General features: G+C 66.3%; 24 protein-coding genes. 11 read left to right on the top strand and 13 right to left on the bottom strand.

Annotated elements, in window-relative coordinates:
- Positions 1-112 precede the first annotated feature (112 nt).
- Complete coding sequence (locus tag QZ951_RS10505; protein ID WP_293000525.1) at positions 113-1927, top strand: M1 family metallopeptidase; 1815 nt, start codon at positions 113-115, stop codon at positions 1925-1927.
- Positions 1928-2100: 173 nt separating this feature from the next.
- A complete protein-coding gene (locus QZ951_RS10510; protein ID WP_293000526.1) occupies positions 2101-2451 on the top strand; it encodes a hypothetical protein in 351 nt (116 codons plus the stop codon).
- A 7-nt stretch (positions 2452-2458) separates the two neighbouring features.
- Here QZ951_RS10510 and QZ951_RS10515 read toward each other — a convergent pair whose 3' ends face one another.
- Genes QZ951_RS10515 through aceE form a run of 4 tightly spaced genes read right to left on the bottom strand, consistent with a single transcriptional unit; the run spans position 2459 to position 7508 of the window.
- On the bottom strand, positions 2459-2629 hold the full coding sequence (locus QZ951_RS10515) for a hypothetical protein (RefSeq protein ID WP_293000527.1): 171 nt from the start codon (positions 2627-2629) through the stop codon (positions 2459-2461).
- 10 nt (positions 2630-2639) lie between these two features.
- Positions 2640-3041 carry a DUF4174 domain-containing protein gene (locus tag QZ951_RS10520; RefSeq protein ID WP_293000579.1) on the bottom strand — a complete coding sequence of 134 codons (402 nt, stop codon included), beginning with the start codon at positions 3039-3041 and terminating at the stop codon, positions 2640-2642.
- A gap of 27 nt (positions 3042-3068) precedes the next feature.
- The gene (gene aceF / locus QZ951_RS10525; protein ID WP_293000529.1) at positions 3069-4811 is read right to left on the bottom strand and encodes a dihydrolipoyllysine-residue acetyltransferase; all 1743 of its coding nucleotides are present in this window, start codon (positions 4809-4811) and stop codon (positions 3069-3071) included.
- A 3-nt stretch (positions 4812-4814) separates the two neighbouring features.
- A complete protein-coding gene (aceE, locus tag QZ951_RS10530) occupies positions 4815-7508 on the bottom strand; it encodes a pyruvate dehydrogenase (acetyl-transferring), homodimeric type (protein WP_293000530.1) in 2694 nt (897 codons plus the stop codon).
- A 182-nt stretch (positions 7509-7690) separates the two neighbouring features.
- Here aceE and QZ951_RS10535 point away from each other — a divergent pair, with 182 nt between their 5' ends.
- The 3 genes from QZ951_RS10535 to QZ951_RS10545 are packed head-to-tail and all read left to right on the top strand — an operon-like array spanning position 7691 to position 9639.
- Entirely contained in the window at positions 7691-8590 is a 900-nt protein-coding gene (locus tag QZ951_RS10535; RefSeq protein WP_293000531.1) for a LysR family transcriptional regulator, read from the top strand.
- Positions 8591-8611: 21 nt separating this feature from the next.
- A complete protein-coding gene (locus tag QZ951_RS10540) occupies positions 8612-8914 on the top strand; it encodes a hypothetical protein (protein ID WP_293000532.1) in 303 nt (100 codons plus the stop codon).
- A complete protein-coding gene (locus QZ951_RS10545) occupies positions 8914-9639 on the top strand; it encodes a hypothetical protein (protein ID WP_293000533.1) in 726 nt (241 codons plus the stop codon). Before QZ951_RS10540 ends, QZ951_RS10545 begins: the two co-directional genes overlap by 1 nt.
- Here QZ951_RS10545 and QZ951_RS10550 read toward each other — a convergent pair.
- The 3 genes from QZ951_RS10550 to QZ951_RS10560 form a co-directional block, all read right to left on the bottom strand.
- Positions 9633-10418, bottom strand: a complete 786-nt coding sequence (locus QZ951_RS10550; RefSeq protein WP_293000534.1) for a DUF4019 domain-containing protein — start codon at positions 10416-10418, stop codon at positions 9633-9635. The two genes, QZ951_RS10545 and QZ951_RS10550, sit on opposite strands and share 7 nt — an antisense overlap.
- Positions 10419-10484: 66 nt before the next feature.
- Positions 10485-11432: an NUDIX domain-containing protein gene (locus QZ951_RS10555; RefSeq protein ID WP_293000535.1), complete on the bottom strand. Its 948-nt coding sequence runs from the start codon at positions 11430-11432 to the stop codon at positions 10485-10487.
- A gap of 56 nt (positions 11433-11488) precedes the next feature.
- Positions 11489-11944, bottom strand: coding sequence for a YiiD C-terminal domain-containing protein (locus QZ951_RS10560; protein WP_293000537.1), 456 nt, complete (start codon positions 11942-11944; stop codon positions 11489-11491).
- A 107-nt stretch (positions 11945-12051) separates the two neighbouring features.
- Here QZ951_RS10560 and QZ951_RS10565 point away from each other — a divergent pair, with 107 nt between their 5' ends.
- The gene (locus QZ951_RS10565; protein WP_293000538.1) at positions 12052-13320 is read left to right on the top strand and encodes a dicarboxylate/amino acid:cation symporter; all 1269 of its coding nucleotides are present in this window, start codon (positions 12052-12054) and stop codon (positions 13318-13320) included.
- On the opposite strand, the gene QZ951_RS10570 is transcribed toward QZ951_RS10565, so the two are convergent.
- The 6 genes from QZ951_RS10570 to rpmH all read right to left on the bottom strand — a co-directional run bounded on the left by QZ951_RS10570 (position 13317) and on the right by rpmH (position 17794).
- Complete coding sequence (locus tag QZ951_RS10570; protein ID WP_293000539.1) at positions 13317-13703, bottom strand: DUF2784 domain-containing protein; 387 nt, start codon at positions 13701-13703, stop codon at positions 13317-13319. The two genes, QZ951_RS10565 and QZ951_RS10570, sit on opposite strands and share 4 nt — an antisense overlap.
- 5 nt (positions 13704-13708) lie before the next feature.
- Positions 13709-15082: a tRNA uridine-5-carboxymethylaminomethyl(34) synthesis GTPase MnmE gene (gene mnmE, locus QZ951_RS10575; protein ID WP_293000540.1), complete on the bottom strand. Its 1374-nt coding sequence runs from the start codon at positions 15080-15082 to the stop codon at positions 13709-13711.
- Positions 15083-15170: 88 nt separating this feature from the next.
- The gene (gene yidC, locus QZ951_RS10580) at positions 15171-16883 is read right to left on the bottom strand and encodes a membrane protein insertase YidC (protein WP_293000541.1); all 1713 of its coding nucleotides are present in this window, start codon (positions 16881-16883) and stop codon (positions 15171-15173) included.
- Positions 16884-16888: 5 nt separating this feature from the next.
- Complete coding sequence (gene yidD / locus QZ951_RS10585) at positions 16889-17104, bottom strand: membrane protein insertion efficiency factor YidD (RefSeq protein WP_293000542.1); 216 nt, start codon at positions 17102-17104, stop codon at positions 16889-16891.
- Positions 17056-17607 (bottom strand): ribonuclease P protein component, encoded by a 552-nt coding sequence (rnpA, locus tag QZ951_RS10590; RefSeq protein ID WP_293000543.1) that lies wholly within the window; start codon positions 17605-17607, stop codon positions 17056-17058. Before rnpA ends, yidD begins: the two co-directional genes overlap by 49 nt.
- A 49-nt stretch (positions 17608-17656) precedes the next feature.
- Complete coding sequence (gene rpmH / locus QZ951_RS10595; protein WP_293000545.1) at positions 17657-17794, bottom strand: 50S ribosomal protein L34; 138 nt, start codon at positions 17792-17794, stop codon at positions 17657-17659.
- A gap of 244 nt (positions 17795-18038) precedes the next feature.
- On the opposite strand from rpmH, the gene dnaA reads away from it, so the two are divergent.
- The 5 genes from dnaA (at position 18039) to QZ951_RS10620 (ending at position 24789) form a co-directional block, all read left to right on the top strand.
- Entirely contained in the window at positions 18039-19379 is a 1341-nt protein-coding gene (dnaA, locus tag QZ951_RS10600; protein ID WP_366943869.1) for a chromosomal replication initiator protein DnaA, read from the top strand.
- Between the two features lie 302 nt (positions 19380-19681).
- The gene (gene dnaN, locus QZ951_RS10605) at positions 19682-20782 is read left to right on the top strand and encodes a DNA polymerase III subunit beta (protein ID WP_293000547.1); all 1101 of its coding nucleotides are present in this window, start codon (positions 19682-19684) and stop codon (positions 20780-20782) included.
- A gap of 29 nt (positions 20783-20811) precedes the next feature.
- Positions 20812-21897, top strand: coding sequence for a DNA replication/repair protein RecF (gene recF, locus QZ951_RS10610; RefSeq protein ID WP_293000548.1), 1086 nt, complete (start codon positions 20812-20814; stop codon positions 21895-21897).
- Complete coding sequence (gene gyrB / locus QZ951_RS10615) at positions 21894-24314, top strand: DNA topoisomerase (ATP-hydrolyzing) subunit B (protein ID WP_293000550.1); 2421 nt, start codon at positions 21894-21896, stop codon at positions 24312-24314. The genes recF and gyrB overlap by 4 nt, the downstream gene beginning before the upstream one ends.
- Positions 24315-24405: 91 nt before the next feature.
- A complete protein-coding gene (locus tag QZ951_RS10620) occupies positions 24406-24789 on the top strand; it encodes a hypothetical protein (RefSeq protein ID WP_293000551.1) in 384 nt (127 codons plus the stop codon).
- Positions 24790-24837: the final 48 nt, after the last annotated feature.

Genomic DNA, 24837 nt, shown 5'->3' on the forward strand with positions numbered 1-24837 from the left:
TCCCCCTTCCGGTCGCAAACCCATGTTCGTTTCCTGCGTTGCCACCCTTCGCCGCGCGGCCGTTGCCGTGTCCGCCACCGCCGCCACGGCGGCCGCCCTGATCGTGCTTCCGATGAATCCTGTACTCGCTGGCGACGTCGTTGATACCCACTCGTTCGCCAACAGCAGCGAAGTGCGCACGACGCATGTGGCGCTCGATCTCGCCGTCGATTTCGCCAAAAAAGAACTCTCCGGCCACGTCGATCTGACGCTGGAGCGACTGAAGCCGGACGCCGACCGCGTGGTGCTCGACACCCGCGCGCTCGAAATCCTCGGTGCCGATGCCAGTGCCGACGGCAAGACCTGGGCGAAGACCTCGTTCGCGCTCGGCGCGCTCGATCCGGTGCTCGGCCGACCGCTGACCGTCAGCCTGCCGGCCGGTGCCACCCATGTGCGCGTGCGCTACCACTCGCGACCGGAAGCCTCGGGCCTGCAGTGGCTGAAGCCGGCGCAGACCGCGGGCAAGAAGCTGCCGTTCCTGTTCTCGCAGTCGCAGGCGATCCACGCGCGGAGCTGGATTCCTCTGCAGGATTCGCCGGCCGTGCGCGCGACCTACGACGCGCACATCCGCACGCCGAAGGGCCTGCGCGCAGTGATGAGTGCCGAAATGTCGGAAGGGCTCGACGCCACGGGCCGCTGGGCATTCACGATGCCGCAGCCGATTCCGAGCTATCTGATCGCGCTGGCCGTCGGCGACATCGGCTTCCAGGCGATGGGCCCGCGCACCGGCGTCTACGCCGAAGCCGCCACCTTGAAGGCCGCCGCCTACGAGTTCGCCGAAACCGAGAAGACCCTGGAAGTCTGCGAGAAGCTCTTCGGGCCGTACCGGTGGGGCCGTTATGACCTGCTGGTGCTGCCGCCGAGCTTTCCGTACGGCGGCATGGAAAACCCGCGCCTGACCTTCGTCACGCCGACCGTCATCACTGGCGATCGCCGGCTGGTGTCGCTGATCGCGCACGAGCTGGCGCACAGCTGGTCCGGCAATCTCGTGACCAACGCCACCTGGGAAGACTTCTGGCTGAACGAGGGCTTCACCGAATACCTGACCTATCGCCTGACCGAAGCGCAGTTCGGCAAGGCTCGCGGCGACATGGAGCGCGTGATCGGCACCGCAGCACTGAAGACCGACATCGGGCTCGCCAAGTCGGACGACGACAAGAAGCTGACCCGCAGCACGCCGGCGGCCGATCCGGACGAAGTGTTCAGCAGCATCCCGTACGAGCGCGGCGCGCTGTTCCTCGTCTATCTCGAAACCAAGTTCGGCCGCGATGCCTTCGACGCCTTCCTGCGCGGCTGGTTCGACGACCACGCGTTCCAGAGCGCGACCAGCCGCCAGTTCCTCGCGTATCTCGACGCGAAGCTGCTGAAGACCAAGCCCGGCCTCGTGTCGCCGGCCGAGATCAGCGCGTGGGTGTCGAACCCGGACCTGCCGGCCGATGCCGTGTACGCCTCGTCCGATGCGCTGGCCAAGGTCGATGCCGCGCGCGATGCCTGGCTCGCCGGCAAGACCGCGGTCACCGCGATGGGCGGCGCCGAGTGGACGGTGCAGGAGTGGGAGCACTTCTTCGAAGGCTTCCCGAAGACCGCGAGCGCCGCGCAGCTGCAGGCGCTCGATGCCGCGTTCAAGCTGACCGGCAGCGGCAACGCGATCATCGCCAGCCACTGGTACAAGCTCGCGGTCGACGCCGGCCAGACTGCCGCCGTGCTGCCGGCGATGACCGAATACCTGTCCCGCGTCGGCCGCATGAAGCTGATCGGCCCGATCTACCGCGCGCTCGCCGCCACCGACGCCGGCCGGGCACAGGCCCAGGCGATCTTCGCCCAGGTCGGCAGCGGCTATCACCCGATCGCGCAGCAGTCGGTGGAGCGGATCATCAAGGGCAGCTAGTGCAGCGCACCCGACGAAGCGTTAGTGATGTGGCGACGAATCGTGGTGCGAATCAAGGCGCGATGAGGAGCCATAGTTGTTCTATGGCGACGATTCGCAACGAAGAGTCGCGCCGCGAGACGCGGCACAGCGCTAACGGTTTGTTGGACGCGCTGCACTAGCGGTTGGCCGCGATGCGTCGCGTTCGCGTTGCCGGCATCGTCGCTGCGCTGCTGCTGTCCGGCGCGCTGCCGACGCTGTGGCGTGCGAGCGCGCCGGTGGTGCGGATCACGAACGAGAGCGGCCTTGCGGTGAGCATCCGGCTGGAAACGGATATCGCAGCCACCTATCCGGCGCTGACGCTGGCGCCGGAAGCACGGAGCGAAATACGCGCGACCGGCCAGGATCAGGGCATTCGCGTCATCGCGACCCGGGCCGACGGACGGGTGCTGGCCAGCGAGCAGACCTACGTGACCGCCGGTGTCGATGTGCAGGCGACGATCAGGCCGAAAACGATCGAGATCCGCTATGACCTCGACGACTGAGCGGCGCTCAATGCACCTTGCGCGACATGCCCTTCAGCCGCTCGGCGTCCTTGTTGGTCTTGCCGCTGCCCTTGTCGGGACGCAGCTTGCCGCCGCCCGAGGGGCCGGCGGCCTTCTTCGCGGCCAGCGCTTCCTTCAGCACGTCGGCGGCGGATTTCTTCTTCGGGGCTTCGCTCATGGGCCGTATTCTACTGCGCCCGCCGTGCCTGTTCGGCCTGCCGCATCGGCATCGCGTCGATGGTCTCGAACAGCACGCGCAGCGGCACCGGCCGCAGCGAGCGGAGTTTCTCGCTGCCGTCGCGGCCGATCAGCAGGGCGCGGAAGCGGTCGGCGGGAATGTCGCGGATGACGGTGCCGAGGCCCGCCGGACGCGGGGCCTCGCCGATCACTTCGATCACCTGCACGTCGCGCTCCGCCAGACCGGCCGGGTCTTCGGCCAGATCGCGGCGCTGATGCACCAGCGCCACATCGGCGGCGGTCGGTGACAGCAGCAGCAGGATGCGCGGCTGCGCGGCGAGGTCCGCGTCGGCCCGCGCAGCGCCCGCCAGCCCGAGCGCGACCAGCGCCAGCGATCTCGCCAGCGCCTGCATCACGGTGCCCGGATCACGGCCGCCCGATCACAGCGCCAGCCGGCGGATGTCGCCGAGCAGCTTGACCAGCAGCACGATGGTGCGCGCGGCATACGCGCCGTCGATCACGCGGTGGTCGTAGCTCAGGCTCAGCGGCACCATCAGCCGTGGCTGGAACGCGGCGCCGTCCCAGACCGGTTTCATCGTGGCCTTCGACACGCCGAGGATGCCGACTTCCGGCGCGTTGACGATCGGCGTGAAGTGACCGCCGCCGATGCCGCCCAGGCTGGAGATCGAGAACACGCCGCCTTTCATGTCGGCACCGCCGAGCTTGCCGTCGCGCGCCTTCTTGGCCAGCTCGCCGGTCTCGATCGCCAATTGCGTGATGGTTTTCTTGTCGACATCGCGCACCACCGGCACCAGCAGGCCATTCGGCGTGTCGGCCGCGAAGCCGATGTGCGTGTAGTGCTTGTGGATCAGGTTTTCGCCGTCCGGCGACAGCGAGGCGCGGAATTCCGGGTAGGCCTCCAGCACCTTGGCCATCGCCTTCATCACGAACGGCAGCAGGGTGAGCTTCGGACCGCCGGCCTTCGCCGATTCCTCCGACGCTTCCTTGCGGAAGGCTTCGAGTTCGGTGATGTCGGCTTCGTCGGTCTGGGTGACGTGCGGAATGTTCAGCCAGGCGCGGTGCAGGTGCGCGGCCGACAGCTTGCGGATGCGCGCCAGCGGCTTCACCTCGATCTCGCCGAACTGGGCGAAATCGACGGCGGGAATCGCCGGAATGCCGCTGCCGCCGCTGTTGCCGCCACTGCCGCCACCGGCCGGTGCCGCGGACGGCGGCGGCGCGGCCAGCGCGGTCTTGACGAAGCCCTGCACGTCTTCCTGCGTGATGCGGCCTTTCGGGCCGGAACCCGGCACCTTGGCCAGATCCACGCCGAGTTCGCGCGCGAACTTGCGGATCGACGGACTCGCGTACGGCACGTCATCGCTGGCCGGCGCGGGCGGCGCCGGCGGCGGTGCGGTGGCTACCGCCGGTTTCGGCGCGGCGGCGCTCGCTGCTGCCGCCGGAGCTGGTGCGGCGGCTGGCGCTGCGGGTGGATTCGCGGCAGGCGCGGCGGCGGGAGCAGCAGCCGAAGTATCGGCCGGGGCACTGCCAGCCAAGCTGCAAACCGCCGTGCCCTTCGCGACCTTGTCGCCGACCTTCAGCAACAGGCCGCTGACGATGCCGGCCGACGGCGCCGGCACATCCAGCGTGGCCTTGTCCGATTCGAGCACGAGCAGGGTCTGATCCTTCTCGACCGCGTCGCCGTCCTTGACCAGCACTTCGATCACCGGCACGTCCGCGTAGTCGCCGATGTCGGGAATGGTGACGGCGATGGCGCCAGCCGACGCCGCAGGTGCGGCCGCTGCTGCCGGGGCGACGGCCGCCGCGGTCGGCGCGGTCGGCGCGGCCTTGGCGGCAGCGGGTGCCGCGGGTGCCGCAGGCGCTGCGGCGGCAGGCGCGGGTGCGGCCGGCGCAGTCGGAGCGGCCAGCGCGGCATCGGCCTCCGCGTCACCGGCAATCTCGCAGACCGCCGACCCCATCGACACCTTGTCGCCGACCTTGAGCTTGAAGCCGCCGACGACACCGGCGACCGGCGCCGGCACGTCGAGGGTGGCCTTGTCCGATTCCAGCACCATCAGGGTCTGGTCCTTCTCGACGCGCTCGCCGTCCTTGACCAGCACCTCGATCACCGGCACGTCGTGGTAGTCGCCGATGTCCGGGACCGTGACTGTCGTTGCACTGGCCATGGCTTACACCTGCACCGGGTTGGGTTTGGCCGGATCGAGGCCGTATCTGGCGATGGCCTCGGCCAGCTTCGCGCGCGGGAAGCTGCCTTCGTCGGCCAGTGCCTGCAGGGCCTTGACGGTGATCCAGCGGCGGTCGACTTCGAAGAAGTGGCGCAGCTTTTCGCGGGTGTCGCTGCGGCCGTAACCGTCGGTGCCGAGCACGTGGTAGGCCATCGGCACGAACGGGCGGATCTGCTCCGGATAGGCCTTCATGTAGTCGGTCGCGACGATCGCCGGGCCGCTCATGCCGGTCAGCACTTCGGTGACATACGGCTGGCGCGGCGCTTCCGACGGATTGAGCAGGTTCCAGCGCTCGGCATCGCGGCCGTCGCGAGCCAGCTCGTTGAAGCTCGGCGCACTCCAGATATCGCTGGTCACGCCCCAGTCCGCCTTCAGCAGCTCGGCGGCGGCGATCACTTCGCGCAGGATCGAACCGGAACCGAGCAGCTGCACGTGGGTTTCCGCCGGCGCTTCGCACGGCGTCAGCAGGTACAGGCCCTTCATGATCCCGCGCTCCACGCCCGCCGGCATCGCCGGGTGCGGGTAGTTCTCGTTCTGCAGGGTCAGGTAGTAGTACTCGTCGTGCTGCGGGCCGCCGTCGGACGGATACATGCGGCGCATGCCTTCCGACAGGATCACCGCGATCTCGTAGGCGTACGCCGGATCGTAGGCGCGGCAGTTCGGGATGGTCGCGGCGAACAGGTGGCTGTGGCCATCCTCGTGCTGCAGGCCTTCGCCGTTCAAGGTCGTGCGGCCGGCGGTGCCGCCGAGCAGGAAGCCGCGCGCACGCATGTCGCCGGCGGCATAGGCGAGATCGGCGATGCGCTGGAAGCCGAACATCGAATAGAAGATGTAGAACGGCAACAGCGACACGCCATGGTTCGAATAGCTGGTGGCGGCGGCCGTCCACGAACTCATCGCGCCGGCTTCGGTGATGCCTTCTTCCAGCACCTGACCCTTGATGTCTTCCTTGTAGAAGGCCAGCTGATCGGAATCGTGCGGCGTGTACTTCTGGCCGACCACCGAATAGATGCCCAACTGGCGGAACATGCCTTCCATGCCGAAGGTGCGGGCTTCGTCCGGCACGATCGGCACGATGCGCGGGCCGATCTTCTTGTCGCGCAGCAGCACCTGCAGCGCCTGGACGAAGGCCATCGTGGTCGAGATCTCGCGCTCGCCGCTGGCGGCCAGCAGGCGATCGAAGATCGACAGCGGCGGGATCTCCAGCGGCTCGCCGACGGACTTGCGGCTCGGCAGCGAACCGCCGAGCGCAGCGCGACGGCCTCGCAGGTACTTGATTTCCGGCGAATCGTCAGCCGGCTTGTAGAACGGCGTGTCCTTGATCTGATCGTCGGAGATCGGAATCTGGAAGCGGTCGCGGAAAGCGCGGAGCGCGTCCTCGCCCATCTTCTTCTGCTGGTGCGTGATGTTCTGGCCTTCGCCGGCCTCGCCCATGCCGTAGCCCTTGACCGTCTTGGCCAGGATCACCGTCGGCGTGCCGACATGCTTCACCGCGGCCGCATATGCCGCGTACAGCTTGTGCGGATCGTGCCCGCCGCGATTCAGGCGGCCGATGTCCTCGTCCGACATCGTCGACACCAGCTTCAGCGTTTCCGGGTGCTTGGCGAAGAAGTGCTCGCGCGTGTACTTGCCGCCCTTGGCCTTGTAGTTCTGGTATTCGCCGTCGACGGTCTCGTTGAAGATCTTGACCAGATGCCCGGTGCGGTCCTGCGCGATCAGCGCATCCCAGGCGCCGCCCCAGATCACCTTGATCACGTTCCAGCCGCCGCCGCGGAACACGCCTTCGAGTTCCTGGATGATCTTGCCGTTGCCGCGCACCGGGCCATCGAGCCGCTGCAGGTTGCAGTTGACGACGAAGACGAGGTTGTCGAGCTTCTCGCGCGCCGCGATGTCGATGGCGCCGAGCGATTCCGGCTCGTCCATCTCGCCGTCGCCGCAGAAGCACCAGACCTTGCGGCCGGTCGCCTTCATCAGGCCGCGATGCTCCAGATACTTCATCAGCCGCGCCTGATAGATCGCCTGGATCGGGCCCAGACCCATGCTGACCGTCGCGAACTGCCAGAAGTCCGGCATCAGCCACGGATGCGGATACGACGGCAGGCCGACGCCATCGGTCTCCATGCGGAAATTGCGCAACTGCGATTCGGTCAGCCGGCCTTCGAGGAAGGCGCGGGCATAGATGCCCGGCGTGCAGTGCCCCTGGATGTAGACCAGATCCGGGCCATCGGCGTGTTCCGGGCCTTTCCAGAAATGGTTGAAGCCGACGTCGTACAGCGTGGCCGCCGACGCGAAGCTGGCGATGTGGCCGCCGATGCCCGAATGCTCGCGGTTGGCGTTGATCACCATCGCCATCGCGTTCCAGCGGATGATCGAGCGGATCTTCCATTCCAGCGCGTGATCGCCCGGCGAGCGCTCTTCCAGATGCGGCGGAATGGTGTTGACGTAGGCGGTGTTCGGCGAGAACGGAATGTAGGCGCCGGAGAGCCGCGCCTTTTCCTGCAGTGCTTCCAGCAGGAAGTGCGCGCGTTCCGGGCCTTCGCGCTCGAGCACGGCGGCCAGCGCTTCCAGCCACTCGCGGGTTTCCTGCGGATCCGGGTCGGCAACCACCGGCGGCGTCGGGGCAATGGGTCCAGTCATGGGAAGGGTCCTGTTCTGGCCGGGTCGAGCGTAGCGCCTGATCATGCGCCTCGCCGCGGAACACCGGCACCGTCGGCACGATGCCGACCTGCGTGCCGGCACATTAGACGGGCGATATTGATACGTCCAATATATGTAACGTAGGCTTTCGATACTTGTCGCATACCGAGAGCGTGCCCCGGATGGAACTGCGTCACCTGCGCTATCTCGTTGCCGTGGCCGACGAACTGCACTTCACCCGCGCGGCGAAGCGGCTCGGCATGGAGCAGCCGCCGCTGTCGCAGCAGATTCGCCTGCTCGAAGCCGAGATCGGCACGCCGCTGTTCCATCGCGATGCCCGTGCCGTGCGCCTGACCGATGCCGGCCGGGTGTTCAGCGACGACGCCCGCGCCATCCTCGCGCATGTGCAGCGCGCCATCGATCACGCCCGCCGCGTGGCGCGCGGCGATCTCGGACGCATCGGCGTCGGCATGATCAACTCGGCACCGTTCCATCCGTTCGTGCCGCGCGTGCTGCGCGAGTACGGTCAGCAGCATCCGGATGTGGCGCTGTCGCTCGACGAGAACTCGACGCCGGTGCTCGCCGCCGCCGTGCTGGCCGATCAGCTCGACATCGCCTTCGTCCGCCCGCTGCTCGGCGACGAGCCGGGTCTGGTCACCGAAGCGCTGTTCGACGAGGACGTGCTGATCGCGCTGCCGCAGGCGCACCGGCTCGCGGCCGAACCGGCGCTGGCGCTCGACCAGCTCAAGGGCGAGCCGTTCGTGCTGTTCTCGCGCCCGGTCGGTGCCGGCTTGTACGACGACATCCTCGCCGCCTGCCGCCGCGCCGGCTTCAGCCCGCGCATCGGTCAGGAAGCGTCGCAGGTGACGTCGATCGTCAACCTCGTCGCCGCCGGCCTCGGCGTGTCGCTGGTGCCGGCGTCGATGCAGCAAATCCATTCCGACGGCGTGGCCTACCGCACCATCCTCGGCGATGCTCCGAAAGCCCGGATGAGCCTGGTCTACCGCCGTGGCGACGAATCGGCCACGGTGCGCAACATGGTGGCCCTCGCGCGGCGGGTGGCGGGGGTGATGGGGCTGTAGCTCGGCAGGCAGGCGGCGGCCGTGCCAGCGGGGCTTGTCGCACTTCGGGATTCCGGCATCGACAAGGCCGGCATCACCACGGCGCTGAAGGTGGCCCGCCACGCGCTGGCCGGCAAGATCGACTACTCGGGCGGCGCCTGCTTCTGGGATGGCAAAGACTTGAAGACGAATCCCGATCATCCGAAGCGCGGGAAAACCGTGAAGGGCGCGGAGCGCGGCCGCGACACGGCCGCATACGAATCGACTGCTGCGTACGGCGGCACGGTGTTCTGGCGGCTGACGCCGGCGTACGTCGAAGCAACGGGCAACAAGGTGTATCGATGATGACAAAGCGCCTGCCGGGCTTTCTGCTGCTGCTGACCCTGACCCGCGTTGCCGGCGCCGACGCGCCCGGTCTTGCCGCCGTGGCCGAGTGGCAGCGCGACCTGTTCACCAGCCGTCCGCAACGCATGGCGGGAACCTTCGTGCCGATTGCCTTCGAAGGCGGCAACGGCGAGCCGCAATACCATGCGTTTGTGGCTGACGAGGCCGACAGCACGCCAGCGCTGCGCTATTGCGAGTCGAAGACGCCGACGCTGCGCTGGGGCAAGGCGCGCTACGCGTTACCGGCCGTGACCGCGCGCTGGCGACGGCCGGACGATCCGACCGACTGGTCGCCCGATTCGATCCGCCGCTACCAGTGGCCGACAACCGTGGCCGGCAAGCCGCAGACCCTGACCTGCCTCGATGCCGCGTTTGCCGGTCTCGGCAGCAGCGGCGGCCTCGCGTCCTGGCGCGCCGTGCTCGTGCTGCAGGCCGGAAAACCGCGCGAATGGTTGTACTTCGCCGGTTACGGTGCCAGCTGCGAGGCGGTCGGCACCCTGAACGACGGCCGGATCGGCTTCGTGCAACTCACGCGACGCGATGGCGACGACGGTCTGTCGGCGCAGGTCTTCGCACTGGCCGGGCGCGGCAAGCTCGTGCCGGTGCAGGCGTACGTGCTGCGCGACGATGCGGCGGCGGTGAAAGGACTGCGGGTGGATTCCTTGTCCGCCGCGGCGAGTCACTGACAGCGCATCTGCTGGCGGAAGGCGATGATCTGGGCCTCGGTCATGCGCTTCGCGGTCTCGTCGTCAAGCGAGTTGCTCTCGACCCGAATCAGCCGAAACTCGGTGTCCACCAGCGACCACACCAGATAACCGCAACGGAACGGCAGGTGTTCGTATCGGCTTGAGAAGTCGACCGCGATGAACAGGCCCGGCGGTCCATTCTGGGGATTCTCGTACCGGGTGACCTGGTACAGCGACCGCTCCAGCAACTTGCCAGCGGACTTCGCGAGTGCGTTCTGTTCCGCAATCCAGCTCGACCGCGTGATCGTGGCCGCCATCGAGTCGCTCCAGTGCTCGAATGCGGCCTCGGCGTTTTCGGCGTCGATCGACTCCAGATACCGCAGCGACGCCGCACGAACTGTCGCCTCATCGGCACGCGCATCCCGATCGCCGAACGACGGCGTGGCCACCGACACCGCCGGCGCGTCCGTGCAGGCGACGTCCTGAACCAGATCCAGCCGTGGCGGCTCGGCGACCGCATCCGCCGGCCTCCCAACGCGCGCGGTCGACGTGTATTCAAACTTCTCCAGCACGAATGACCGGGGCGCGCAGACTTGCTCGAACACCGGTTGCAGCAGGCGCTGCGCGGCGTCGGTCGTCGTCACCGGCAGCGCGTCGGCCGTGACCCGGAATCTGCCACCCCCCAGCGGCTGTACGCGCGCCTCGGCACCGAGCGCAGACGAAGCGATCATCGTCAGGCTCAGCGCGATGATGAGATCGCATCGCAGTTGTCCGGCCATGCTCGAACCTCCGTGTTCTGATGCGGACGACGTTGCAAGCGCAGGCTGCCCGTCGACGAAGTACCGTCAAACCCGCGCCGCAATGAACGCTGCCCACACCGGATCCGGCGTCCATACCGCCAGCAGGTCGCGTTCGGCGATCTCGCGCGGGACGCCGGCCTTCAGCACGCGCCACAGGTAGACGAAGGCGGATACGCGCTTGTTGGCGGCGCAGTGAACGAACACGGTATGGCCGTCTTCGGCCGCCATCGCGGCGCAGAAGCGTTCGAAATCATCATCGGTCGGCGCGTCGAACAGCACCGGGATGTGGTGATAGCGAAGCCCCAGGCCGCGCAGGATGTCGTCTTCGTCCGGCAGCGCGTGGTCGGAGGTCGGCAGCGCGAGGTTGATCACGGCCTCGACGCCGATCGCGCGCAGGCCCTTGAATTCCTCGGCGCTCGGCTGCCCGGCGGTCAGCAGCTTTTCGCTGATCTCGTGCCAGTTGCGCGGCTTGCGCAGCATGCTCATGTCGAACGGCGGCGGGGTGAAGCCACGACGGAGCTGCAGGTCGCGCACGGCGTAACCGGTGCCGGCCGGCCACGGCTTGATCTGTTCGAGCGGCGTCTTCTTCCACTCGATCAGCTCGGCGCCGAGGTTGACCGTGCCTTCGGCGATGACGTGGTACGCGATGATGATCTGGTTCATCCGCTCGAACGGATAGAAGCCGATGAACTCGCCGATCCGGCCTTTCAGCCCCAGCTCTTCCTCGACTTCGCGCAGCACGCCGGATTCCGGGTGCGGATCGTTCTTTTCCAGAAAGCCGGTGATCAGCGCGAACATCTTCGGCGGCCACAGCGCGTTGCGGGCGAGGATGATCTCGCCTTCGTGCTCGACGATGGCCGCGACCACCGGCACCGGGTTGTCCCAGTGCACATAGCCGCAGGCACGGTCCGGGCAGGCGATGCGCTGCATTTCGCCGTGCAGCGCCAGTTCCAGCGGCTTGGCGCATTGCGGGCAGTACTTGAAACGACTCATGTCAGGGTGATCCGGAGGAAGGAATTCGGGGACGGCGGCAGGCGCTCGGGCAGCCGTCAGGTCAAGGTCTCGATGAACGCGGCGTAGCGTCCGCGATGGACCACGGCGACGCGCTCGTCGGCGCTGATCTGGGTTTCGATCTCGATGCGGGCGCGGCGGCGACGGCGCAGCGCCGTGACGAAACGCGGCCATTCGGCGTCCGGCACGGTCGAGATCGCGGTGAAATCGGCGGTCACCGGTTCGCGGAAATCGCAGTCGCTGTGCTGGACGACGATGTGGACATCGTCCAGCCCTTCGGCGCGAAGTGCCGTGCTCAGCAGCGACCAGCCGCCGAGAATGCCGAGTGTCGCCAGGCTGCCGCCGAACGCGGTACCGCGATGATTGCGATTGGCGGCGAGCGGTGCGGCGATTTCCATGCGGCTGCCATCGAACGCGACGACGCGCGCAGCCAGCGCCGCGGTCAGCGGAATGTTCGCGTGCAGGTAGGCGGTCAGGGCCTCGGGCGTGCTCATGGCGGCACCTTACTGGATGGCCTGCGCCGCCGTCACCGTCCACCTTGCCGACCGTGAACCGCCGGCACCACACTCGGCAGCCCCGCCTGCCGAATCCCGAACACCCGATGAAACCGCCGTTGTACAAGCTGTTGTACGTGCAGGTGATCGTGGCGATCGCCTGTGGCGCGCTGCTCGGGCATTTCGCGCCGGCCGATGCCACGGCGCTGAAGCCCCTCGGCGACGGCTTCATCAAGCTGATCAAGATGATCATCGCGCCGATCATCTTCTGCACCATCGTCAGCGGCATCGCCGGCGTGCAGGATCTGAAGAAGGTCGGCCGCGTCGGCGGCAAGGCGCTGCTGTATTTCGAGGTGGTGTCGACGTTCGCGCTGGCCATCGGGCTCGTCGTCGCCAACCTGGTGAAGCCGGGCGCCGGCTTCAATGTCGACCCCGCGACGCTCGACCCGAAGGCGATTGCCGACTACACGACGCGGGCGCACGACCAGAGCACGGTCGCCTTCCTGCTGAACATCATTCCGGAGACTTTCGTCAGCGCCTTCGCCCGAGGCGAGATCCTGCAGGTGCTGCTGCTCGGCATCCTGTTCGGCTTCGCGCTGGCGGCGATGGGCGAGCGCGGCAAGGCGCTGCTGGCGACGATCGACGACTTCACCAAGGCCGTGTTCGGCGTGGCCGGCATCATCATGAAGGCGGCACCGGTCGGTGCGTTCGGCGCGATGGCGTTCACCATCGGCAAGTACGGCGTCGATTCGCTGGCGCAGCTCGGTGCCCTGATCGCCAGCGTCTACGGCACCAGCCTGCTGTTCGTGTTCGTGGTGCTCGGCGCCATCGCGAAGCTGACCGGCTTCAGCCTGCTGCGCTTCCTCGGCTACATCAAGGAAGAACTGCTGATCGTGCTCGGCACCAGTTCGTCGGAAAGTGCTCTGCCGCGGCTGATGCAGAAGCTGGAGAAGCTCGGCGCGTCGAAATCGGTGGTCGGGCTCGTGGTGCCGACCGGCTACTCGTTCAATCTCGACGGCACCAACATCTACATGACGATGGCTGCGCTGTTCATCGCGCAGGCGATGAATGTCGAGCTGACCTTGGGGCAGGAACTGACGGTGCTTGGGGTGGCGATGCTGACCTCCAAGGGCGCGACCGGCGTCACCGGCGCCGGCTTCGTCACGCTCGCCGCGACCCTGCAGGTGATCCCGACGATTCCGGTCGCCGGCATGGCGCTGATCCTTGGCGTCGACCGCTTCATGAGCGAATGCCGCGCGCTGACCAACTTCATCGGCAATGGCGTGGCCGCACTCGTCATCGCCCGCTGGGAAGGCGAGCTGGATCGCGGGCAGCTGGCGGCGGAGCTGCGCGGCGACCGCGTGGCCAAGTCCTAGTCCTGGTCCTCGACGCGGGCCGACCGACGGCAGCGTGCAGCCACGACCCCGTAGACCGCGACACTCCACAGCACGAAGGCGATCGCGAGGTTCCGCTGATCGTCCGGGGTCAGCGCCGCCGGATAGATCATCGGTAGCAGGTAGTACTCGATGAAACCGCCGCCGTAGCCGGCATCGCCAGCCAAGGCCCGGTAATGGTTCTCGAGCCGGGTCAGCGGGCAGATGCCATGCGTGGCCTCGATCCAGACACCCCAGGCCAGCGCCGGCAGATGCAGCGCCGCGAGCCAGCGCCGCCACAGCAGCAGCACGCCGCCGAACACGGCGAACAGGATGAACGCGAGATGCACGAGCAGCACGGCATCGGCGGCGAGCCGGGCGGCCATCGCCGCTACTTGCCGAGGCAGAACGTGGAGAAGATGCGGCCGAGCAGATCGTCCGCCGTGTAGCGGCCGGTGATCGCTTCCAGCGCGGCCTGCGCCAGCCGCAGATGCTCGGCGATCAGTTCCGGGCTGCGCAGGCCCTGCGTCCTGGCCTGCGCGATCTCGGCGGCGGCCTGACGCAGCGCGTCGACATGGCGGGTGCGGGCGCCGAAGGCGTCGCCGGCCGTGTCATCGAGTCCGGCCGCGGCATGCAAGGCGCTGATCAGGCTGGGGATTCCGTCGCCGGTCGCAGCCGACAGGCGCAGATTGCCCCGTGCTCCGGGCTCGTCATCAACCCCGTCGACGGCCGTCGCCGGCTGGCCGCTCAAGTCGCACTTGGTGTGCACGATCCGCCGCGGCACGGTGGCCGGCAGGGTCGCGAGCAGCGCCTCGTCGTCGGCCGTGACGCCGCTGCGATCGTCGACCAGATAGAGCAGCAGTTCCGCCTGTTCGACCGCGCGCCGTGCCCGTTCGATGCCGATGCGTTCGATCTCGTCGCGGGTTTCGCGCAGCCCGGCGGTATCGAGCACGGTCACCGGCAGGCCATCGAGCACCAGATGCTCGCGCAGCACGTCGCGCGTGGTGCCGGGAATCGGCGAGACGATCGCGGCGTCGGTGCCGGCGAGGCGATTCAGCAGGGTGGACTTGCCGACGTTCGGCTGGCCGGCGATCGCGACGACCAAGCCATCGCGCAGCCGCCGGCCCTGCGCCGCGGACACGAGCAACTGCGCCAGCTGCTGGTCGAGCGCAGCAAGCCGCTCGATCATCTGCGCCGACGACAGCCACGGCACGTCTTCGTCGGCGAAATCCAGCGCGGCTTCCAGATCGGCCCGCAACGCGATCAGGGCATCGACCAGCCCGCCGACACGTTGCGAGAACTCGCCGTGCAGCGAGCGGCTGGCGGCGCGAACGGCGGCCTGACTGCCGGCGTCGATCAGGTCGGCAATGCTTTCGGCCTGCGCCAGATCGAGCCGGCCGTTGACGAACGCGCGCTCGGAAAATTCGCCGGGGCGGGCGAGGCGGGCACCGGCGCGCACGGCGGCGCGCAGCAGCAGATCGAGCACGACCGGGCCGCCGTGGCCCTGCAGTTCGACCACCGCTTCGCCGGTGAACGAGTTCGGCGCCGGGAACCACAGCACGAGGCCATGATCGATGACGATGCCATCGCCATCGCGGAACCGGCGCAAGCCGGCGACGCGGGGTTCCGGCACCCGGCCACAGATCGTGGCGGCGATGGCGGCGGCTTCCGGCCCGGAAATCCGCAGCAGTCCGACCGCGCCGCGACCGGGCGCGGTGGCGACGGCAGCGATGGTGTCGACAGCGCGCGAGTCGGAAGCGGTCATGGCGCGCAGTTTACGGCGCGGGCACCGAAGCCCGGCGCGAGCGGCCTCCCCTCGCAGGCGAGGGCAGGCAGGGCCGTCGCGCGGGCGATCAGGCCTTCTTCAGCTCGCGCTTGGCGCCGTCGGCCTGCTCGATCCGATAGGTGATGTACTTCTGCTGCGCGATGCCGATGACGTTCGACACGAACCAGTAGACGACGAGGCCGGCCGGGAAGAACAGGAACATGCCGGTGAACGCGATCGGCATGATGTTCATGATCCGCGCCTGCATCGGGTCCATCGTCGCGAGCTGACCGGACATGCGCTGCTGCAGCCACATCGACGCGCCGTACAGCACCGGCATGATGTACAGCGGATCGGCGGCCGACAGATCCTGCAGCCACAGCATGAACGGCGCCTGGCGCAGTTCGACCGATTCGATCAGCACCCAGTACAGCGAGAAGAACACCGGCATCTGCACCAGGATCGGCCAGCAGCCGGCGAGCGGGTTGAAGCCTTCCTTCTTGTACAGATCCATCATCGCGCGGCTGAGCTTTTCGCGATCGTCCGCGTAGCGCTCCTTCAGTTCGGCGATGCGCGGCGTGAACTTCTTCATCTTCGCCATCGACTTGTACTGCGCGGCAGTCAGCGGATAGAACAGCAGCTTGACCAGCAGGGTCAGCAGAATGATCGACCAGCCCCAGTTGCCAACCAGGCCGTGGAAGAAGTTCATCGCCACGAACAGCGGCTTGGCGATGACGGTGAGGATGCCGTAGTCCTCGGTCAGCGCGAGGCCCGGCGCGACAGCATCCAGTTTGCCCTGCAGCTTCGGGCCGATGTACAGGCCGGTGCTGAAGCTGGCTTCGGCCCCATCGGCCACCAGCTTGCCGGCGCCGAGGTACTGGCCGAGATAATTCGTGCCGCCGGCCGGCTTGCCGCTCAGGGTCAGGGCCTCGTCCGCTGGCGGGATGATGGCGGCGATGAAGTAATGCTGGATCATCGCCAGCCAGCCGCCGGTCTGCTTCGACTCGTACGGCGCGCCGTTCAGTTCGGTCAGCTTGATCTTCTTGAAGCGGTAGTCGGTCGTGCCAGGCTTCTGCTCGAACACACCCATGCCGAGGAAGGTCGAGATGAACTTCTGGGCCTTCTCCGACGACACCGGGTTGCGCAGCCAGCGCGCGTACGGGCTGACATTCAGCGGCTGCCCGGACTTGTTGACGATGCTCTGCACCAGTTCGATCTGGTAGCTGCCGCGCTTGATCCGATAAACCTTGCGCAGGGTGACGCCGCTGGCATCGGTGGTTTCGAACGGCACGTCGAGCGTGTCGACACCCGGCGCCAGCTCGTACGCGGTCTGCGGGGTCGAGTAGATCGTCTGGCCGGTGGCCAATGGCTTTTCGACGGCGGCAAGGCCGGCCTGCAGGGTGAACACCTGACCATCGCGATCGTTCAACAGCGGCAGCTTGCGCGTCGGGTCGTTCTTCTCGAGCTGGTAGTTCAGCAGCTCCACGCGGCGCAACTCAGCCCCGGCGGTCGAAATCTCGGCATCGATCAGATCGGTCTTGACCCGGATGGTCTGGGCGGCAACCGGCGCGGCAGCCGTGCCGTCGGCGACGGTCGGCGCGGCATTCGGATCAGACTTGGCGTCGGTCGCCGACGGCACCGGCGGTGCAGTCGGATCGGCAGGCACGTTGGCCGCGGCCGTCGCAGCCGGGCTGGTTGCAGCGATCGCGGCGGCGGACGGGAAATCCTTGTTCCAGGCTTCGTACAGCAGGAACAGGATCACGCCCAGCACCGCGATCAATGCCATGCGGCGAGTTTCCATGGGGTCTAGCGCTCCGGAACAGGGTCAAGGCCACCGGCATTGAGCGGGTGGCAGCGGGAAATGCGTTTGAGGGCAAGCCAGCTGCCACGCGCTGGGCCGAAGCGTTCGATCGCTTCGACCGCGTAATGGGAGCAGCTGGGGTGGAAACGGCAGCGGGGTCCGAGCAACGGACTTATCCCGCGCTGGTAGGCGCGGATGGGGCCGATGAGGAGCGCGCGCATCGTTCGATCACCAAGGTCCAGATGTCGGCAAGCAAGGCGCGAATCGCGTCATTGCTCAGGTCGGCCAGTCCGGAATGTGCGAAGAACACCAGGTCCACCGCCGGAAGCCGCGCGCGATTGTGCCGGAAATCCTCGCGGATGAGTCGCTTGATCCGGTTCCGGTCATGGGCATCGGCAACCGCCTTCTTGGCGATGGCCAGACCGAGCCGGGGATGCGGCATTGCGTTCAACCGGTAGCTCAGGCCGAGCGGCGAGCGCTTGAGGCGCCGCCCTTCGGCAAACACCAGCTTGAACTCGGCCGGGTTGTGCAGACGGGCGGCCGGCGGGAACACCGGCCTCGGGCAGAGCGCGTACTGTTGCGACGCCGCCGTTCGGGCCGCAGTGACTGCGGTCCAGCTGTCAGAACGTGCGGCCCGCAAGTCAGGCTCTGGATGCTTCGACGACGCTGCGCGCGAACGCTTCGTCGTCGGCCCGGGCGCTTCGCGGGGCAAAGCGCCGGTCACCGTGATGTCGACAGCGACCGTGCAGCGCGGGCTGTCCGTGACGGCGTCCTTACGGAATCAGGCGAGCGCGGCCCTTGGCGCGACGACGAGCGAGCACGGCACGACCACCGGCAGTTGCCATGCGGGCGCGGAAACCGTGGGTGCGGGTGCGGCGCAGCGTGTGCGGCTGGAAAGTACGTTTGCTCATGGGTCTACTCGTTGGCGGACCGCGATTCTAGCCGCTGTCCGCGCCGGGCATCAAGCCGATTGGCGAAAAACTCAGCATCCGGTCATCGGAAGGCCCCGCCAACAACAGTTCCCAGCCTGTGGATAAGCTCGGCAGGCAGACGGTAGACTGCTTCCCCGACGCGGTCCGTCCGGCCTTGCTGCCGATGATCCCGACCGTGCTTCGGGCCCTTTTCTGCTGCGTCATCCAAGCCCTTCGCCCGATGCTGAATCAAGACCTGTGGGACCGCTGTATCGACCGGCTGGAAGCCGATCTCCCGGAAAAGGAGATCAGCACCTGGATCCGTCCGCTGCGCATCGTGCTGGCGGAAGATCAGGTGACGTTGCTGGCGCCTAACCGGATCGTGATGGACCGGGTCAAGAGCGATTTTCTCGGCCGCATCCAGCGCACGCTGTCGAGCCTCGCCGCGTTCGATGTCGTGGTCAATCTCGCGGTCGGCGCGGTCAATGTCGAGAATGCCCGCGGCACCAGCGTCAGCACCTCGTCCGGCGCGGCGTCGTCGCCGATCGACGACGCCATGCCGTATGGCCGCGGCAAGCTCGACCCGCGCTACACACTGTCGTCGTTCATCGAGGGCAAGTCGAACTCGCAGGCTCGGGCCGCCGGCCTGCAGGTCGCTTCGGCACCGGGTGGGGTCTACAACCCGCTGCTGATCTACGGCGAATCGGGCCTCGGCAAGACGCACCTGATGCACGGCATCGGCAATGCCATCCTGGCCGAGAAGGCCAATGCCCGGATCATCTATGTCGGCGCCGAGCAGTGGTTCAACCAGATGGTGTCCGCCATCCGCTACGGCAAGCAGGTCGAGTTCAAGAACTTCTACCGCACGGTCGATGCGCTGCTGATCGACGACATCCACTTTCTGGCTGGCAAGGAACACTCGCAGGAAGAGTTCTTCCACACCTTCAATGCCCTAATCGACGGCCGCAAGCAGATCGTGCTGACCTGCGACCGTTATCCGCGTGAACTCGACGCGCTCGATGACCGCCTGAAGTCGCGGTTCACCTGGGGCCTGTCGGTGCCGATCGAACCGCCGGAGTTCGAGACGCGCATCGCGATCCTGCAGGCGAAGGCCGATGTGCTCGGCATCCGCCTGCCGGACGATGTCGCCGTGCTCGTCGCCCAGCGCATCCGTTCGAACGTCCGCGAGCTCGAAGGCGCGCTGCACCGCCTGAACGCCTCGGCCCGACTGACCGGCGCGCCGATCACCGCCGAATTCGCCCGCGTGACGCTCAAGGACATGCTGGCCTCGTACGACCGTGCCGTGACGCTCGACAACATCAAGCGCACGGTGGCGGCGTACTACAACATCCGGCTGGCCGACCTGACCTCGGTGCGCCGCACCCGGACCCTGGCCCGGCCTCGGCAGATCGCGATGGCCCTGTCGAAGGAGCTGACCCGGCACAGCTATCCGGAAATCGGCGCCGCCTTCGGCAAGGACCACACGACCGTGCTGCACGCTTGCCGCAAGGTGGCCGAGCTGTGCCGCGAAGACGATCGTCTGAAGGAAGACTACGAAAACCTGCTGCGCCAGCTGACCAACTGACGCGACCCGACCACGCCGATGGCGGCGGTTGCGACAGCGCGGAAAATCGCTGAAAACGCTTCAAAAACAGTGGAAAGAGCGCTGGAACAAGCTGTGTATAATCGCCCGACGACCTCGGGACAGCTTTTTATCCACAGCTTTATCCCGGTGTTGTGCCACTGTCCATCCCGCGATGGATCGGTGCTTGAAAACGCATCAAAGCCTTGAAAAGATTGAGCGAAATGGTTCTGTCCACAGTTCGGGCACGGCACTATTAGAACTAGTCTTTAAAGATTCAAACCAATCTATTCAGTAGTCCGATCATGAATATCCAGATCTCTCGCGGTGAGCTCCTGTCGGCGCTGCAATCGGTCATCGGTGTCGTCGAACGTCGGCAGTCGCTGCCGATCCTCGGCAACCTGCTGCTCGAAGCGAAGGACGATCTGTTGATCCTCGTCGGCACCGATCTGGAACTGCAGGTCGAACGCAAGGTTCGCGTGCAGAACATCGCCCCGGGCCGCATCACGGCACCGGCGCGCAAGCTGCACGACATCTGCCGCGGCCTGCCGGAAGGCGCGATGCTCAGCCTCGAGTACGCCGACAACAAGCTCACGCTGAAGTCCGGCCGCAGCCGTTTCGCGCTGGCGACCTTGCCGGCCGAGGAATTCCCGATGTTCTCGTCGGATCCGGCTGACGTCGAACTCGACTTGAGCAATCGCGAACTGAAGGATCTGCTGTCCCGTACGCAGTTCGCGATGGCCCAGCAGGATGTCCGCTACTACCTGAACGGCCTGCTGCTCGAAATCCGCCCAAGTCGTCTGCGCGCGGTTGCCACCGATGGTCACCGTCTGGCCATGGCGGAACTGAACCGCGAGCACAGCGCCAAGAAGGACACCCAGGTGATCCTGCCGCGCAAGACCGTCATCGAACTGCAGCGGCTGCTCGACACCAGCGAAGCGCCGGTCAAGCTGTCGCTGACGACGAACCAGATCCAGGTCGATGTCGAAGACCTGCGCCTGACCTCGAAGCTGATCGAAGGCCGCTTCCCGGACTACGAGCGCGTGATCCCGGAAGACTCGGACAAGATCGTCAAGTGCGGTCGCCAAAAGGTGCGTGCGGCGCTGTCGCGAGCGGCGATTCTGTCTAACGAGAAGTTCCGCGGCGTGCGCCTCACCGTTGCCGACGACATGCTGCGGATCCAGACCCAGAATCCGGAACAGGAAGAAGCCGAGGAAGAAGTCGAGATCGAATACCAGGGTGCTTCGCTGGAGATCGGTTTCAACGTCAGCTACCTGCTGGACGCGCTCGATGCCATCGAAGGTGACGAGTTCATCTTCAAGCTGCGCAGCCCGGACGCCAGCGGCCTGATCCATGACGCGGCGCAGGCCAGCGGCAAGTTCGTCGTGATGCCGATGCGGCTGTAAGCGGCTGCCAAGCCGGGAACCATGCTTCCATGCGTTTCCGTCGGGCGAGAGCGCAACACTTTCGCCTGTTTCACGACTTGCTGTTCGAGCCGCATCCCGGCTTGAACATCGTCACCGGCGCCAATGCCGCCGGCAAGACGACATTGCTTGAAGCGCTCTACGTAGCAGCCCGCGGTGAAAGTCATCGCGGGGCTGCGACCAGCCTCGTCGCCGACGGACAGTCGGCCTTCCAGATCGAAACCCGCATCGTCGGTGAAGATGGCCGGCCGGACGATCGCGTGGACGTACGCTGGCAGGATCGGCGGATGGGTGTTCGCATCAATGATCAGCCAGCGAGCCTGTCGGAACTGGTGCGTCGGATGCCAGTTCTGCTGCTCGACCCACAGGCGCACCAGCTGATCGAGGAAGGCCCAGGCATCCGACGTCGCTTTGTCGACTGGGGCGTGTTCCACATGGAACAGGATTTCTTTGGTCTGTGGCGGCGTTACAACCGGGCACTGAAGCAACGCAACTCGGCGTTGCGTGCAAACGCCGGCACACGCGAGATCGAAAGCTGGTCGCCGGAGCTGGTAACGACGGCATCGGCCCTGACCGATTGCCGAGTGGCCTATCTCGCCAAACTGGTTGAACGGGTACCGACGTACTGGCAGTCTCTGGTCGATGAGGACCGCTGGTCAATCGGCTTTCAGCGGGGCTGGAAGGACGATGAGCCGTTCGACGAAACGCTCAGACGCAACCTCGAAGGCGATCGAAAAACTGGCCATACCCGCGAAGGCCCCCATCGGGCGGAACTGCGGATATTGAGCGATAATCGTCTGTTGAAAGAGCGGATCAGCCGCGGCCAGCAAAAGTTGCTGATCGCCGGGCTTGTTCTGGCGCAAGGCGAGTTGTATCGGCAGCAGCATGGTGATTCGCCGGTGCTGCTGCTGGATGACTTCGCTGCGGAGTTGTCGCTGGCTTCGCAGCAGCGTCTGCTGGCAGCGCTGCAAGCGTGGCCGGGCCAGTGTGTGATCACGGCGCTGGAATACAGTCCGCTGTTGCAAGAGGCACAGCCTCACGCGATGTTCCACGTGGAACATGGCGCGATTACCCATCTGAAGAACCTGACGACATGACGGACCAGAACGACGCCCCGAACCCGAATCAGAATCACATCCCGAGCGGCAATTACGACGCCAGCGCGATCAAAGTTCTGAAAGGTCTCGATGCCGTGCGCCAGCGCCCCGGCATGTACATCGGCGATACCGACGACGGCACCGGCCTGCACCACATGGTGTTCGAAGTCGTCGACAACTCGGTCGACGAAGCGCTTGCCGGGCATTGCACCGAGATCACCGTGACCCTGCAGCTCGATGGCAGCGTCACCGTCACCGACAACGGTCGCGGCATTCCGGTCGACATCCACGAGGAAGAAGGCCGTTCGGCCGCCGAAGTGATCATGACCATCCTGCATGCCGGCGGTAAGTTCGGCGGCAGCGGCTACAAGGTCTCCGGCGGTCTGCACGGCGTCGGCGTGTCGGTGGTCAACGCGCTGTCGGAAGTGCTGCTGCTCGACATTCATCGCAACGGCCACCACCACCATCAGGAATACCGGATGGGCGTGCCGCAGGCGCCGCTGGCGATCGTCGGCCCGTCCGACAAGCGCGGCACGTCGGTGCGCTTCTATCCGAGCGGCAAGGTCTTCACCAACCTCGAATTCCATTACGACATCCTCGCCAAGCGCCTGCGCGAGCTGTCGTTCCTGAACTCCGGCCTGCGCATCGTGCTGCGCGAAGAACTGAGCAACCGCGAAGACATCTTCGAATACATCGGCGGCATCAAGGCGTTCGTCGAATACCTGAACCGCAACAAGACCGCGCTGCACGAGACCGTGCTGTACATCAACGCCGAGATCGATGGCATCGCCGTCGAGGCGGCGCTGCAGTGGAACGACTCGTATCAGGAAAACGTCTTCTGCTTCACCAACAACATTCCGCAGAAGGACGGCGGCACGCACCTGACCGGTTTCCGCAACGCGCTGACCCGTACCCTGAACGAGTACGTCGAAAGCCAGGGTCTGGCCAAGAAGGAAAAGGTCGAGCCGGTGGGTGACGATTCGCGCGAAGGCCTGACCGCTGTGCTGTCGGTCAAGCTGCGCGATCCGAAGTTCTCGTCGCAGACCAAGGAAAAGCTGGTGTCGTCGGAAGCCAAGGCGGCGGTCGAAAGCGTGATGAACAAGAAGCTCGGCGAGTTCCTGCTTGAGCGCCCGCGCGAAGCGAAAGCCATCGCTGCGAAGATCATCGAAGCCGCTCGCGCCCGTGAAGCGGCCCGCAAGGCGCGCGACCTGAATCGCCGCAAGAGCGTGCTCGACATTGCCGGCCTGCCCGGCAAGCTGGCGGATTGTCAGGAAAAGGATCCGGCGAAATCCGAACTGTTTCTGGTCGAGGGTGACTCCGCCGGCGGCTCCGCCAAGCAGGGTCGCGATCGCCGCTTCCAGGCCATCCTGCCGTTGAAGGGCAAGATCCTGAATGTCGAGAAGGCGCGGCTCGAAAAGATGCTGTCGTCGGCGGAAGTCGGCACCCTGATCACCGCACTTGGCTGCGGCATCGGGCGCGATGACATGAAGCCGGAGAACCTGCGCTACCACCGCATCATCATCATGACCGACGCCGACGTCGACGGCGCCCACATCCGCACCCTGCTGCTGACGTTCTTCTACCGCCACATGTACGCGCTGGTCGAGCGCGGCCACGTCTACATCGCGCAGCCGCCGTTGTACAAGCTGAAGAGCGGCAAGCACGAGACCTACGTGAAGGACAATCACGAGCTCGAGGACTGGCTGCTGAAGTCCGCGCTCGACGAAGCCGCGCTGATCCCGGCGGCCGATGCCCCGGCGCTGCCCGCCGACAAGCTGTCGCAGCTGGTGCGCGATACCTCGCGCATTCAGGGCGCGATCGAACGCCTGAGCCGTCACTATGACCGTCACGTGCTCGAACGCCTGTTCGAACGCGCGCCGATCGCCCCCAGCGAAACCCGCGAGGCCTGGCTTGCCGAGTTCGCCGCCAGCCTCAATGCCGGCGTTGCCGTCCAGCGCTATCTCGTTGAAATGCAAGGCACTTCGCTGATCGTCAACCAGCTGGTGCACGGTCTCGCGCACCGCTACGTGTTCAACGAAGACTTCTTCAACACGCCGGAATACCAGCTGGTGTCGAAGTTCAACACCGAGGTCAGGACGCTGATCGCCGCCGGAGCCGTCGCCAAGCGCGGCGAGCGGACCCGCAGCGTCGGCAGCTTCGCCGAAGCCTACGTCTGGTTCACCGGCGAAGCCCGCCGCGGCCTGCACGTGCAGCGCTACAAGGGCCTCGGCGAAATGAACCCGGAACAGCTGTGGGAAACCACGCTCGACCCGACCGTCCGCCGCCTCGTGCAGGTCCGGGTCGAAGACCTGATCGCCGCCGACCAGATGTTCACCACGCTGATGGGCGAAGACGTCGAACCGCGTCGTGACTTCATCGAGCGGCACGCCTTGCTGGTCGGCAATCTGGACGTCTGATCGACGACGGCGACTCGGCGTTGCGGTCGACAACGATCCGCGCGGCTGATTGCCAGGCAGAACGCCGCGCATCGTCGCCAAGGTTGCCACGATGAATGACTCGCTCCAGCCGCTGCGCATCCCCGGCGGCTGGCACGTGTCGTGGAACACGCTGTTCGAAGCGGACCCGACGCCCGAGAACGTCGCGCACGGCTATTTCGGCGGCTCGTCGTTGTTTGCCGCGACCCACGAGTCCTTGCGGTTGCAACTCGATCTTGTTTGGCAGCCCGAGGATGACCCGCAAGGCGAATACCGGCTGATCGTCGAATACGCGCCGTGGCTGCGAACGCCAAACGGCCGCCGCCGAAAGGATGTCCCGCTCGATTTTCGCAATGCACGGCTCGTGCACGAATTCAGCACGCGAAATCGAATCGAACTGGTCCGCGAACTCGAAAAGTCGCTGCGCGGGCGCAGCGAGTGGATCGAGCATTCTTGACAGCACGCTGTATCGTCTCGGACGGGATTACGCTCGCCAGAACGCAGG

The sequence above is a fragment of the Nevskia sp. genome, from assembly GCF_021732705.1.
Classification (GTDB): Bacteria; Pseudomonadota; Gammaproteobacteria; order Nevskiales; family Nevskiaceae; genus Nevskia.